Below are 13,560 nucleotides of genomic sequence, written 5' to 3'. Positions count from 1 at the left end.
TAAAGGTCATTTGCTTCCCAGGGCCGTCTGCAGTGCCTTGAGGTTGGCCTCCTGGACCGAGAAGTAGTCCCTGCCGCGGGACTTGGCGGTGATGCCCTCGATCGGGTCGAGGACGTCCGTCTTCAGTCCGGCGTCGGCGGCGATGGTCTTCGCGGTCTTGTCGCTGACGAGCGTCTCGTAGAACACGGTGGTGACGCCGTCGGCCTTCGCCATGGTCTCAAGGCCCTTCACCCGGGCCGCGCTCGGCTCGGACTCGGGGTCGAGGCCGTTGATGGCCTCCTCGGTGAGGCCGTAGCGCTCGGCGAGGTAGCCGAAGGCGGCGTGGGTGGTGATGAAGACCTTGGACTTCGTGTGCGCCAGCCCGTCCTTGAACCGGGTGTTCAGGGCGTCGAGTTCCTTCACCAGGGCCGCGGTGTTCTTCTCGTAGTCGGCGGCGTTCTTCGGGTCCGCCTTCTCGAAGGCCTTGCCGACGCCCTCGGCGACCCGGGCATAGCGCACCGGGTCCAGCCAGATGTGGGGGTCGAGGCCGGCCAGCTCCTCGTTCGCGGAGTGGTCGTGGGAGGCCGCGTGACCGCCGACCTCGTTGCCGTGCTTCTCCAGCGAGGTGAGGGAGGCGGCGTCGATCTTCGTTCTGACCTCGGACTGGGCCACCGCGTCGTCGACGGAGGGCTGCAGGTTCTTCAGGTAGAGCACCGCGTCCGACTCCTGGAGCTGCGCGGTCTGCTGGGCGCTGATCTCCAGGTCGTGCGGCTCCTGGCCGGGCTGAGTCAGGCTGGTGACGTGTACATGGGCCCCGCCGATCCGGTCGGCGAGGAAGGCCATCGGGTAGAACGACGCGACGACGTCGAACTTGCCGGTGTTCGCCGCGGCGGCACTGTCGGTGGAGCAGGCGGAGAGCGAGCCGAGGCCGAGGGCGGTGACGGCCGCCATGGCCACCCCGGATATGTGCTGTCGTCGTACGTTCATGACAGTCATTTTCAACAAATATGGAAACCGTTGTCAACAAAGCTCTCGGCAAAGGGGACGCAAGGCCCGCACGAGGCTCGTAGGCCGAACCGATTTGATTGAGGGGGAGCCCCCGCCGGTACCCTGAAGCATTCGCTCTGAAGCGTCTCGCTTCGTCGCCCGTCGTCGTAATGAAGAGAGCACCGTGGCCGCCGACAAGATCGACACCATCGTCAGCCTGAGCAAGCGCCGAGGCTTCGTATTCCCCTGCAGTGAGATCTACGGCGGACAGCGCGCCGCCTGGGACTACGGACCGCTGGGTGTCGAGCTCAAGGAGAACCTGAAGCGCCAGTGGTGGCGCTACATGGTGACGTCGCGCGAGGACGTGGTCGGTCTCGACTCGTCCGTCATCCTGGCCCCCGAGGTCTGGGTCGCCTCCGGCCACGTCGCCACCTTCACCGACCCGCTGACCGAGTGCACCTCGTGCCACAAGCGGTTCCGCGCGGACCACCTGGAGGAGCACTACGAGGCCAAGCACGGCCGCGTGCCGGAGAACGGCCTGGCGGACGTGAACTGCCCCAACTGCGGCAACAAGGGCCAGTTCACCGAGCCCAAGCAGTTCTCGGGTCTGCTGTCCACGCACCTGGGCCCCACCCAGGACTCCGGCTCGATCGCGTATCTGCGTCCCGAGACCGCACAGGGCATCTTCACCAACTTCGCCCAGGTGCAGACCACTTCGCGCCGCAAGCCGCCGTTCGGCATCGCGCAGATGGGCAAGTCCTTCCGCAACGAGATCACGCCCGGCAACTTCATCTTCCGCACCCGCGAGTTCGAGCAGATGGAGATGGAGTTCTTCGTCAAGCCGGGCGAGGACGAGAAGTGGCAGGAGTACTGGATGGAGCAGCGCTGGAACTGGTACACCGGCCTGGGCCTGCGCGAGGAGAACATGCGGTGGTACGACCACCCGAAGGAGAAGCTCTCCCACTACTCCAAGCGCACCGCCGACATCGAGTACCGCTTCCAGTTCGGCGGCAACGAGTGGGGTGAGCTGGAGGGCGTCGCCAACCGCACCGACTACGACCTCGGCGCCCACTCCAAGGCCTCCGGCCAGGACCTGTCCTACTTCGACCAGGAGGCCGGCGAGCGCTGGACTCCGTACGTCATCGAGCCCGCGGCCGGCGTCGGCCGCGCCATGCTCGCCTTCCTGCTGGACGCGTACGTCGAGGACGAGGCGCCCAACGCCAAGGGCAAGCTGGAGAAGCGCACGGTGCTGCGCCTGGACCACCGCCTGGCGCCGGTGAAGGTCGCGGTCCTGCCGCTTTCCAGGAACCCCGAGCTGTCGCCCAAGGCCAAGGGTCTCGCCCAGGCGCTGCGGCAGAACTGGAACATCGAGTTCGACGACGCGGGCGCGATCGGCCGCCGCTACCGCCGCCAGGACGAGATCGGTACGCCGTACTGCGTCACGGTCGACTTCGACACGCTTGAGGACAACGCGGTGACGGTGCGGGAGCGGGACTCGATGAAGCAGGAACGCGTGTCGCTGGACCAGATCGAGGGGTACCTGGCCGGGCGTCTCGTCGGCGCCTAGGTCCTCCGCGGGCCATGTCTGGGGGCTGCCGCCCCCAGGCCCCCGCTTTCGGCCCCTGAGGGCCTCGTCCTCAAACGCCGGACGGGCTGAGAATGCCTGTCCGGCGTTGGTCATTGGACCTCGATACGCGCCTCGCTTTGGCCCTGTTGTGCGGGCCGCGGCGTCGCGAGGCTGGCTCCATGAGCCTCGCCTTCCTCCTCACCACCCTCGTTGTCGTCGCCACCCCCGGCACCGGTGTCGTCTACACCCTGGCCGCCGGTCTGTCCCGGGGGCGCCGGGCGAGCGTTGTCGCCGCCTTCGCCTGCACGCTCGGGATCGTGCCGCACGTCCTGGCCACCGTCACCGGTCTCGCCGCGCTGCTGAACGCGAGCGCGAGCGCCTTCCAGATCCTCAAGTACGCCGGTGTCGCCTACCTTCTGTACATGGCGTGGGCGACGGTGCGGGACAAGGGGACGATCGCCGTCGAGGGAGAGGGCGCCCCGAGTTCGGCGGGGCGGGTCATCATGCGGGGCGTGCTCGTCAACATCCTCAACCCGAAGCTGACGATCTTCTTCTTCGCGTTCCTGCCGCAGTTCGTGGACCCGGGCCGGCCGCACGCCCTGCCGAGGATGCTGGAGCTGAGCGGCGTGTTCATGCTGGCGACCTTCGTGGTGTTCGCCGGGTACGGCATCCTCGCCGCCTCGGTCCGCAGCCACGTCACCTCACGGCCGCGGGTGATGGCGTGGCTGCGGCGGAGCTTCGCGGGGTCGTTCGTGGCGCTGGGCGCGAAGCTCGCCCTCACCGCGAGGTGACCCTCAACGCCCTTGCAGTGACTTCACGTTGTCGCCGAACGTCCAGTTCTTCGAGCCGTCCCAGTTGACCGACCAGGTCATCAGGCCCTTGAGTGAGGTGCCGTAGTGCTTCCAGGCCTGGGAGACCAGTGACGGTGACATGTAGCCGCCGCCCGCACCCGACTGGGCGGGCAGGCCCGGCACCTGCTTGTCGTAGGGCACCCTGATCGTCGTGCCCTGCACGACGAGGCCCTTGTTGAGGCAGTCGGTCTGCGCGGTGAAGCCGGCCACGGTGCCGGCCGAGTAGGAGTCGCCGGAGCAGCCGTACATGCTGCCGTTGTAGTACTGCATGTTCAGCCACCACAGGCGGCCGTTGTCCGCGTACTTCTTGACGACCGGCAGGTACGCGCCCCAGATCGAGCCGTAGGTGACGCTGCCACCGGTGACGTAGGCGGTCTCGGGGGCCATGGTGAGGCCGAAGCCCGACGGCATGCGCGCCAGTACTCCGTCGATGATGCGGATCAAGTTGGCCTGGGAGGCGGAGGGTTGGGTGATGCTGCCGCTGCCGACCAGGCCCGTCTCGATGTCTATGTCGATGCCGTCGAAGTTGTACTTCTTCAGGATCGGGACGATCGTCGCGACGAACCTGTCCGCCACGGCGGTCGAGTTGAGGTCGATGCCGGCCGTCGCGCCGCCGATCGACAGCAGGATCGTCCGCCCGGACGCCTTGGCCGCGCACATCTCCGCGGGCGTCGCCACCTTCACGCCCGCGTCCATGCCGTCCTCCCAGAGGGCCGTTCCGTCGGAACGGATCACGGGGAAGGCGGCATTGATCACGTTGTAACCGTGCGCGGCTATACGGGAGTCGGTGATCGAGGTCCAGCCGAAGGGCGGGTGGACGCCGTTCGCGGAGCCGTCCCAGTTCTCCCAGTAGCCCTGGAGGACCTTGCCTGCGGGCCGCGACTTCACGGCACAGGTGTCGGCGGCGGAGGCCGTGGTGGCCGCGGGGAGCTGGGTGAGGCAGGCGGTCGTCAGCGCGGCGGCGAGCAGGCACAGCGTGCGGCGGAGCATACGGGGCCTCCCGGTGGGGGTGCGGTGAGGTGAGGAGTCGGTCGATGTCGTAGGCATGACAGTGCTCGCGGTCCAGACCTTTCGTCAATAGGTCTGGACCACGCTGCAGGGCGGCGCGAGGGAATGACAAGTATGGAATGACAGATATTGAAATCTGTCATCCGTCATGAGAAGGTGGGCCCCATGACGATGCGGACACGAAATCTCGGAACCACCGGCCCCCAGGTCTCCGCCCTCGGCCTCGGCTGCATGGGCATGTCGCCGGTGTACGGCGACGTGGACCGGGCGGAGTCGATCGCGACCCTGCACGCCGCCCTCGACGCGGGTGTGACCCTCCTCGACACCGGCGACTTCTACGGCATGGGCCACAACGAGATGCTGATCGGCGAGGCGTTGCGCACGGCCCCCGCGGGACTGCGCGAACGGGCGCAGCTCAGTGTGAAGTTCGGCGGCCTGCGCGACCCGGAGGGCGGCTGGTCCGGCCAGGACGGGCGCCCGGCCGCCGTCAAGAACTTCGCCGCCTACTCCCTGCAGCGCCTCGGCGTCGACCACATCGACGTCTACCGCATCGCCCGGGTCGACCCGGACGTGCCGATCGAGGAGACCGTCGGCGCCATCACGGAACTGGTCGAGAAGGGATACGTGCGCCACATCGGCCTGAGCGAGGCCAACGCCGCCAACATCCGCCGCGCCGCCGCCACCGCGCCCATCGTCGACCTCCAGATCGAGTACGCGATCATCACCCGCGACATCGAGCGGGAGATCCTGCCGACCACCCGCGAACTGGGCATCGCCATCACGGCGTACGGCGTCCTCTCCCGCGGCCTCATCTCCGACCACATCACCCGCGACAAGCAGTTCGGCCCGAACGACTGGCGTTCCGTCTCGCCCCGTTTCCAGGGCGAGAACCTCCAGCGCAACCTGGATCTGGTCGACGCGCTGCGGAAGATCGCCGAAGAGAAGGGCGTGTCCGTCGCGCAGATCGCCTTCGCCTGGGTGCTCGCCCGGGGCGAGGACATCGTGCCGCTCGTCGGCGCCCGTACCCGTGAGCGGCTCGGCGAGGCGCTGGGCGCCCTGGAGGTGACCCTGGACGAGTCCGACCTGACGGCGATCGAGGAGGCGGCGCCCGCGGACGCGGTAGCGGGCACCCGGTACCCGGCGGCGCAGATGGCGAGCCTCGGCACCGAACACTGAGCACGCCGTGCCGGGTACGGTCTAGGCCATGGCACCGACCTCCCAGACCCTGACCGCCGAGCGCATCCTCGAAGCGACCGAGGAGGTCCTGCGCCGCCACGGACCGGCCAAGGCCACCGTGGTCGACGTGGCCCGCGCGCTCGGCGTCAGCCATGGCAGCGTCTACCGCCACTTCCGGACCAAGGCGGCGCTGCGGGAGGCCGTGACGAAGCGGTGGCTGGACCGCACGACCGAGGTGCTGGCCGGTATCGCCGCGGACGGCCGGTGGGACCCGGAGGCCAGGCTGCGCGAGTGGTTCACGGAACTGTTCGCCTCCAAGCGCCGCAAGGCGGGCGGCGACCCGGAACTGTTCGCCACCTACACGGTGCTCGCCGGCGAGACCGGCGAGGTGGTCGGTTCCCACATCGCCGAACTCACCGGCCAGCTGGCCCAGATCGTGCGGGCCGGCGTCGAGGCGGGCACCTTCACCGCCGACGACCCGGAGACCACCGCCCGCGCCCTCTTCCAGGCCACCGCCTGCTTCCACGACCCGGGTTACTCCAAGGAATGGGAACAACAGGGCGCGGAGGGCGAGCTCGAGGCCGTGTTGGACCTGCTGGCGCGGGGCCTGCGCGCCTAGCCGGTGCACTGGTGCCTCGGCAGGCGACGTTCGCCCGTCGACGAGCGGCGTCCGGTGCGTGCCCTGGGGTCCCCGGCCGGAGGCTGGGGGAGCGCCGGGTGCGGTGCCTCGTACTGGACGTACTTGGGCCAGTGCCCGGTGCGGCGAGTGGGGGCACCTCCCACCCCGTTGAGGCAGTGGGGGAGCGTGCCGGGCGTCGCGACGGCGCGAACGTTGCCTGCCGGGGCGTCAGCTTCCGGCGACGTGCCTCCAGAAGTCACGCATCAGCTGTGTGGGCGTCGGGTTCTGCATGGCTGCCTGGGTGAGCAGGATCGAGACCGTTCCCGTCGGCGGGACGATGTGGGCCGTCGTGCCCGTGCCGCCGACCCAGCCGTAGCGCCCGGGTACGTTCCACGGGTCGGACGGGGTGACGTCGACCTGGCCGCCGTAGCCCCAGCCCTGGCCCTCAAGAAAGAGGGGGACCCGGTCGCGCTGCTCGGCGGTGAGGTGGTTGGTGGTCATGCGGCTGACCGAGGTGGGAGTGAGGAGGCGGTGGCCGCCGCCCTCGCCGGCGTTCAGCAGCATGCGCGCGAAGGCGAGCCAGTCGTCGGCCGTGGAGGCCAGGCCCCCGCCGCCCGAGTGGAAGCGCGGGACACGGCTGAACTCGCCGTCCGGGGCGTCCGCCCGTTCCAGGGTGCCGTCGGAGGCCGTGTTGTAGGCCGAGGTGAAGCGGTCTCGCTTCGACGCCGGGACCTGGAACGCGGTGTCCTTCATGCTGAGCGGTTCGAAGATCCGCTCCGCGAGGAAGTCCGGCAGCGAACGGCCCGACGCCCGGGCGACCAGGATGCCCTGCAGGTCGGACGAGGTGCCGTAGAGCCAGGCCTCGCCCGGCTGGTACAGCATCGGCACCTGCGCGAGCAGGCTCAGCCAGGTGGCCGCGTCCGGCCAGTCCTGCAGGAAGCGGCCGTCCCGCTGCACCGGGAACAGCGACTGCACCGCGGGGAGCGTGAAGTCGGCGGGGAAGCCCCAGCCGGTGCGCGAGCTGAGCACGTCCTCGACCGTGATCGGACGGACGGCGGGGACCACGTCCTCGACGGGGCTGGACGGGGTGCGCACCACCGACGGCTTCGCCAGCTCCGGCAGCCACTCCTCCACCGGTGAGTCCAGCCCGAGCAGCCCGTCCTCCACCAGCATCAGCACCGCCGCCGCCGTGATCGGCTTGGTGATCGAGGCGATACGGAAGATCGAGTCCCGGGCCATCGGGGCGGAGCCGTCGGTGTCCACCGAGCCCACGGTCACCACCTCGACGTCGTCGCCGCGGGCGACCAGGGCGACGGCTCCGGGGGCGGTCCCCCGGTCGACATGCTGCTGCAGGATGTCGCGCAGATCACTCATCGGTCGGCCTTCCGGTCCGGGTGGTAGTCCTCAGTACGACTCCCACGGCGGCGAGAAGTCATCTCCGACAGCAGGGGAAATTCAAGCCTCCGACGGATCCACGGTCGCCTGGTGCGCCTCGGCCAGATGCTCCTCCGCCTTCAGCCAGGGCAGGAACTGGGCGCCCTTGCGCCAGCCGCACGTGTCACACCTGATCGTGCGCTGCACTCCCGCCCGCTGCACCCGGACGACGTGCTCGCGTCCGTGCTGGTCCCAGCGGCTCACCTTGCTCGTGTTGATCTCCAGCATGCTGCCTCGCCTCCGGCTAAGGAGTGTGCAGCAAGACCAACATCAACAGGGTGCCCTCCACCGCGAGTTGACCAAGCCGTGTCCGATCCCACACACCTCAGCCGATGGTGCGGGGCAGCCGCAGGCTCAGCAGCCCGGTCAGGAGCACACAACCCAGCTGCACCAGAAGGGTCGTGACCAGGGCGTCCCGCATTCCGGCATGCGGGACGAGGGACAGGAAGAGGGTGCCCAGGGCGGCCACGCCGAGCGCGAGCGCCGACTGCTGGGTGGTCATCATCACCCCGCTGCCGACACCGGCACGGGCGGCCGGCACCTCGGAGAGAACGACCCGGAAGACGATGGGGAGTTGGAGCGCCTGCCCCGCTCCGGCGAGGGCCGCGCCGGGGAGCAGTTCGACGAGGCCGAGGCCGGGCCAGGACCGCCATGCCGCCAGGGCCATCAGTCCGACGCCGAGCCCCTGGACCAGCGCGCCGGCGGTCACCACCCGGGTGCCGTACCGGGCGACCAGCCGCGGGCCGGCCAGCGAGACGAAGAAGAAGACGACGGCCATCGGCGCGAGCGCCAGCCCCGCCGGTACCGGCCCGAGCCCCGCGCCCCGCTGCAGCGCCACCGCGATCACGAACATGAACCCGCTGAAGCCGACGGAGAAGGGGAGGATCATCACCAGCCCGCGCCTGAGGGAGGTCAGCGCGAACAGGCTCGGCGGCACCAGCGGCGTACGGCCCTGCCGGTCCGCCCGCCGCTCCACCAGGTAGAACGCCGCCGCCACGAACGGGAACGCCACCAGCGACAGCCACGTCCACAGCGGCCAGCCCGCCGAGCGGCCCTCGGTGAGCGGGGCCAGCAGGGCGAGGAGGGACGCCGTGAGCAGGACGGTGCCGGGCCCGTCCACCGGCTCCGGATGCCGGGAACGGGTCTCGGGCACGCCACGGACCGCCAGGACCAGGCCCACGACGACCACGGGGACGTTCACCAGGAAGACCGAGCGCCAACCCGTGCCCGCGACGTCCGCGGCCACGAGCACCCCGCCGAGGATCTGCCCGGCGACCATGGACAGCCCGGCCGTGGCGCCGTACAGACTCATGGCCTTCGCCCGCCGCTGCCCCGCGGTGGCCGACTGGATGGTGGCGAGGACCTGCGGCAGCATCGCGGCCGACGCGGCGCCCTGCGCGACCCGCGCCGCGACCAGTGTCCAGGCGCTGGGCGCGAGCCCGCAGGCCAGCGAGGTCAGTCCGAAGGCCGCCATGCCGCCCAGGAAGAACCGGCGCCTGCCGAACAGATCGCCCAGCCGACCGCCGAGGACGAGCAGCACGGCGTACGCGAGCCCGTACCCGGCGACGACGAGTTCCAGCACGGACTCGCTCGCGTGCAGGTCCTTGCCGATGGACGGCAGGGCGACGTTGACGATGAAGAAGTCGATCAGGGGAAGTGCCGCTGCCAGCAGCACGGTGAAGAGCCCGAGGCCGCCGAGCGAGGGTGTCGCGGCCGGCGAGCGGACGGTGCGTGGAGCGATGGTTTCGGTCACGCCTTCGAGCCTGCGGTCACTCCCAGAGGGGTACCAGAGTCTCCTTATCCTGGTAGAAGCACTACCTGGAAACAGGTTCTGTGGGGCGGCACGCTGGAGGCATGACGACGATGGCACAGGATCATGCGGTAGGCACCCAGGGCCCCCCGGTGGCCAGGGACGCCGCGGTTTCGGTGCCCAGGGACGCCGCCGGTTCGGTGCGACGGCACGAACTCGCCGGGTTCCTGCGGCACCGGCGTGAGCACATCACGCCCGAGCAGGTCGGCCTGCCCCGCGGCCGCCGACGCCGCACACCCGGCCTGCGCCGCGAGGAGGTCGCCCACCTGGCCGCCGTCGGCGTCACCTGGTACACGTGGCTCGAACAGGCCCGGGACATCCAGGTCTCCGTGCAGGTCCTGGACGCGCTGGCCCGCACGCTCTTCCTGGACCCCAGCGAGCGCGCCCACCTCTTCCAGCTGGCGGGCCAGGTGGACCCGACGCCGGCCACCGGCTGCCCGTCGATCACGCCCGCCGTGCGCGCCGTCCTGGAGCACCTGGAGCCGGTCCCGGCCTGCGTGCAGAACAGCCGCTACGACATCCTCGCCTACAACCGCACGTACGGCATGCTGCTGTGCGACCTGGACGCGGTGCCGCCCGAGGACCGCAACTGCATGATCCTCTCCTACACGCACGACGACTGGTGCTCCTCGATCGTGCATCTGCGGGACGCCCAGCGCATGATGGCCGCCCGCTTCCGCGCCACGATGGCGGGCCATCTCGCCGAGCCCGCCTGGAAGATGCTCCTGAAGCGGCTGCGCGCCGAGTCAGCGGAGTTCTGCGAGAACTGGGACCGCCACGAGGTGTTGGCCCACCGCACCAAGCGCAAGCAGTTCGACAATCGCTACGTCGGCCGCGTCACCGTGGACCATACGGACCTGTGGCTGGGTCCGGAACCGGGCCCACGCATCGTGACGTACGCACCGGCGGACGAGGAGTCGAGGGAGCGGCTGGAGAGGCTGCAGCAGATCGCGTTGGAGAAGGGTGCCTCTCGCGACTCTCGCGCCTCCCGACCGGCGTGAGCGCCGACGCCTTGGGTCCAAGGGGCGAGGGGGCAGGGGCTGTGTCGTTGTGCGGCTCCGTCGCGGGGCCCGAGCAGCCTTGACTACGCACGGACTCCGGCGGCTTCGCGCACCTCGGCAGACTCCAGCTGCTTGGCCGCCCGCTCGGCGGTCGCCTTCGCCCAACGCCCGTTCGTCAGCGCCCCGAACGCGAGTACCGCGACTCCGCACCCCACGAGAATCCACCACCCGGGCACCGAAGCCGACACGAACGTGTCCTTGTACGACGACGACGCCACGCCGGACGCCAGCACCGCACCCACCACGGCGACGCCCAGCGTCTGACCGAGCTGCCGGCTCGTGGAGGCCACGGCGGCGGCGACACCGGCCTGCGCGCGCGGCATCCCGGACACCGCCGTGTTCGTGATCGGCGCGTTCACGAACCCGAACCCGATGCCGAACACCATGTACCCCAGCAACAGCGTGGTGTTGGACGTCTCCGCGTCGAACGCCGCGAACAGCACCGCGCTCGCGGTCATCGCGAACCCCGCGATCAGCAGCGGCAGCCGAGGCCCGCGGGTGCCGACCAGCCGCCCGGACAGTGGGGCGCACAGGAACATCGGCACCGCCATCGGCAGCATCCACAGCCCGGCGTGCAGCGCGCTCAGGCCCCGTACGTTCTGCAGATACAGCGTCGACAGGAACAGGAATCCGCCCAGGGCCGCGAACGCGCTGATCGCGATCACGGTCGCACCGCTGAACGGCACGGAACGGAAGAACCGCAGATCGATGAGGGGTTCGTCGCGCCGGGGCTCGTACCAGAGGAGCCCGATCAGCGCGGCCACGGCGATCACGGCGAACGGCGCGATCGAGCCGGCCCCTGAACTCGGTGCCTCGATGATCGCGTACGTCAGGGAGCCGAACAGGGCGATGACCAGGGACTGTCCGACCGGGTCGGGGCGGCGGGCCTTGGGCGCCCGGGACTCGGGGACGAAGCGCAGGGTGAGGAGCAGCGCGGTCAGGCCCACCGGCAGGTTGACCCAGAAGATCGACCGCCAGCCGACCGACTCCACCAGCAGCCCGCCGACCAGCGGACCGGCGGCCATCGATATGCCGACCACCGCGCCCCACACGCCGATCGCACGTGCACGCTCTCGCGCGTCCGTGAAGGTGTTGGTGATGATCGACATGGCGACCGGGTTGAGCATCGAGCCGCCGACCGCCTGGAGCATGCGGAAGGCGATCAGCGCGTCGAGGCTGGGTGCCAGGGAGCAGAGCAGTGAGCCCAGGCCGAAAATGGTCAGGCCCGCGATGAAGACCTTCTTGCGGCCGATCCGGTCGGCGGTGGAACCCGCGAGCATGAGCAGCGAGGCCAGGACGAGCGTGTAGGCGTCGATCGTCCACTGGAGACCCGACGTACTGGCGTCCAGGGCGTGCTGCATCGACGGCAGGGCGACGTTCAGGGCGGTGACGTCGAGGCTCACGATCAGCAGGCTCATGCAGCAGATCGCGAGGACGAGCTGACGTCGGCGGGGGCTGAGCTCGGGCATGCGTTTCAGCGTACACCGACTTCGATAGTGCGTCTAACTAATTACCTGGCGGATCTCGGGCGGCCCGAAGGGGCGGTTTCGGGAGTGCGCGACAATGGGTGCTTGCCCATGACCGCTGCCGTACTTCCGCCCGGAGCCTGCTGATGTCCCACCCCCTGTCCATCGGTCCGCACGCCGTCACGCCGCCTGTCGTGCTCGCGCCCATGGCCGGGATCACCAATGCGCCCTTCCGTACGCTGTGCAGGGAGTTCAGCGGGGGCAAGGGGCTGTTCGTCAGCGAGATGATCACGACCCGGGCGTTGGTCGAGCGCAACGAGAAGACCATGCAGCTGATCCACTTCGACGCGACGGAGACCCCGCGCTCGATCCAGTTGTACGGCGTCGACCCGGCGACCGTCGGCAAGGCCGTCCGCATGATCGCGGAGGAGGGTCTCGCCGACCACATCGACCTGAACTTCGGGTGCCCCGTGCCCAAGGTGACGCGCAAGGGTGGGGGATCCGCGCTGCCGTACAAGAGGCATCTGTTGCGGGCCATCCTGCGCGAGGCCGTGTCCGGGGCCGGGGATCTTCCGGTCACCATGAAGATGCGCAAGGGCATCGACGACGACCACATCACGTATCTCGACGCGGGCCGTATCGCCGTCGAGGAAGGCGTCACCGCTGTTGCCCTGCACGGGCGGACCGCCGCCCAGCACTACGGCGGCACGGCCGACTGGGACGCCATCGCCCGGCTGAAGGAGCACGTCCCGGAGATTCCGGTGCTCGGGAACGGGGACATCTGGTCGGCTCAGGACGCGCTGCGGATGGTGCGGGAGACCGGGTGCGACGGGGTTGTCGTGGGGCGGGGGTGTCTGGGGCGGCCGTGGCTGTTCGCGGATCTGGTGGCGGCGTTCGAGGGCCGGGGAGGCAGTGCGCGGCCGTCGTTGCGTGAGGTGGCCGGGGTGATGGTTCGGCATGCCACGCTGCTCGGTGAGTGGATCGGTGACGAGGCCAAGGGTGTTGTCGATTTTCGTAAGCACGTGGCCTGGTATCTGAAGGGGTTCGCCGTCGGGAGCGAGATGCGTAAGCGGCTTGCCGTTACGTCTTCTCTGGAGGAACTCCGCGGCGGGCTGGACGAGTTGGACCTTGACCAGGCCTGGCCCGACGGGGCCGATGGGCCTCGTGGGCGTACGTCCGGAAACAACAGGGTTGTGCTGCCGGACGGGTGGCTGAAGGACCCGTATGACTGTGCGGGGGTCGGGGAGGACGCCGAGCTGGATACGTCCGGCGGATGAGTCGGATGCCTGCGGCGCCTGTGCGGCTTCGGTGGGGGTGCGTGTAGCGCGTCGGGTTCGGTGGGGGGTCGGGGCCGGGGCGGGGGGTGTCCGTCCTCGGTCCGGCGGTGTTGTTGGTGGGGATGTACTGGTGATGGACGCCGGACGCTGCGGGCGGGCACCCCCCGCCCCGTCCCCTTCCCGCCGTTTGCGGCTACGGCGCGCCCTGCCCCGTCTCCTTCCCGCCGTTTGCGGCTGCGGTGCCTGCTGCCCGGTGCCCTTCGCGCCGTTTGCGGCTACGGGGCTGCCGCCCGGTCTCCTTCCCGCCGTTTGCGGCTACAACGCC

General features: G+C 69.8%; 12 protein-coding genes. 6 read left to right on the top strand and 6 right to left on the bottom strand.

Annotated features, from left to right (window positions below; translation table 11 throughout):
- Window positions 1–6: 6 nt before the first annotated feature.
- On the bottom strand, window positions 7–966 hold the full coding sequence (locus tag ACYUED_RS14020) for a metal ABC transporter substrate-binding protein (protein ID WP_491292618.1): 960 nt from the start codon (window positions 964–966) through the stop codon (window positions 7–9).
- 184 nt (window positions 967–1,150) lie between these two features.
- Here ACYUED_RS14020 and ACYUED_RS14015 point away from each other — a divergent pair, with 184 nt between their 5' ends.
- Window positions 1,151–2,533: a glycine--tRNA ligase gene (locus tag ACYUED_RS14015; protein WP_491292617.1), complete on the top strand. Its 1,383-nt coding sequence runs from the start codon at window positions 1,151–1,153 to the stop codon at window positions 2,531–2,533.
- 179 nt (window positions 2,534–2,712) lie between these two features.
- Window positions 2,713–3,324: a LysE family translocator gene (locus ACYUED_RS14010; protein WP_491292616.1), complete on the top strand. Its 612-nt coding sequence runs from the start codon at window positions 2,713–2,715 to the stop codon at window positions 3,322–3,324.
- Window positions 3,325–3,327: 3 nt separating this feature from the next.
- On the opposite strand, the gene ACYUED_RS14005 is transcribed toward ACYUED_RS14010, so the two are convergent.
- The gene (locus ACYUED_RS14005) at window positions 3,328–4,374 is read right to left on the bottom strand and encodes a chitinase (protein WP_491292615.1); all 1,047 of its coding nucleotides are present in this window, start codon (window positions 4,372–4,374) and stop codon (window positions 3,328–3,330) included.
- Window positions 4,375–4,557: 183 nt separating this feature from the next.
- Here ACYUED_RS14005 and ACYUED_RS14000 point away from each other — a divergent pair, with 183 nt between their 5' ends.
- Both ACYUED_RS14000 and ACYUED_RS13995 read left to right on the top strand, forming a co-directional pair.
- A complete protein-coding gene (locus ACYUED_RS14000) occupies window positions 4,558–5,568 on the top strand; it encodes an aldo/keto reductase (RefSeq protein WP_491292614.1) in 1,011 nt (336 codons plus the stop codon).
- 28 nt (window positions 5,569–5,596) lie between these two features.
- Complete coding sequence (locus tag ACYUED_RS13995; protein ID WP_491292613.1) at window positions 5,597–6,187, top strand: TetR/AcrR family transcriptional regulator; 591 nt, start codon at window positions 5,597–5,599, stop codon at window positions 6,185–6,187.
- Window positions 6,188–6,415: 228 nt separating this feature from the next.
- On the opposite strand, the gene ACYUED_RS13990 is transcribed toward ACYUED_RS13995, so the two are convergent.
- The 3 genes from ACYUED_RS13990 to ACYUED_RS13980 form a co-directional block, all read right to left on the bottom strand.
- On the bottom strand, window positions 6,416–7,561 hold the full coding sequence (locus tag ACYUED_RS13990; protein WP_491292612.1) for a serine hydrolase domain-containing protein: 1,146 nt from the start codon (window positions 7,559–7,561) through the stop codon (window positions 6,416–6,418).
- Window positions 7,562–7,642: 81 nt separating this feature from the next.
- Window positions 7,643–7,849, bottom strand: a complete 207-nt coding sequence (locus ACYUED_RS13985; protein ID WP_266513961.1) for a hypothetical protein — start codon at window positions 7,847–7,849, stop codon at window positions 7,643–7,645.
- Window positions 7,850–7,946: 97 nt separating this feature from the next.
- Window positions 7,947–9,374, bottom strand: a complete 1,428-nt coding sequence (locus ACYUED_RS13980; protein WP_491292611.1) for an MFS transporter — start codon at window positions 9,372–9,374, stop codon at window positions 7,947–7,949.
- Between the two features lie 101 nt (window positions 9,375–9,475).
- Between ACYUED_RS13980 and ACYUED_RS13975 the strand changes: the two genes are divergently transcribed.
- Window positions 9,476–10,432 carry a helix-turn-helix transcriptional regulator gene (locus ACYUED_RS13975; protein WP_491292610.1) on the top strand — a complete coding sequence of 319 codons (957 nt, stop codon included), beginning with the start codon at window positions 9,476–9,478 and terminating at the stop codon, window positions 10,430–10,432.
- Between the two features lie 83 nt (window positions 10,433–10,515).
- Here ACYUED_RS13975 and ACYUED_RS13970 read toward each other — a convergent pair whose 3' ends face one another.
- Entirely contained in the window at window positions 10,516–11,961 is a 1,446-nt protein-coding gene (locus ACYUED_RS13970; RefSeq protein WP_491292609.1) for an MFS transporter, read from the bottom strand.
- Between the two features lie 143 nt (window positions 11,962–12,104).
- On the opposite strand from ACYUED_RS13970, the gene dusB reads away from it, so the two are divergent.
- Window positions 12,105–13,235, top strand: coding sequence for a tRNA dihydrouridine synthase DusB (gene dusB, locus ACYUED_RS13965; RefSeq protein ID WP_491292608.1), 1,131 nt, complete (start codon window positions 12,105–12,107; stop codon window positions 13,233–13,235).
- The last annotated feature ends 325 nt before the right edge of the window (window positions 13,236–13,560 follow it).

This window comes from Streptomyces sp. DF42 (assembly GCF_058267695.1).
Note: the sequence above shows the minus strand (reverse complement) of the source record. Positions and strands in the feature narration are given on the sequence as shown.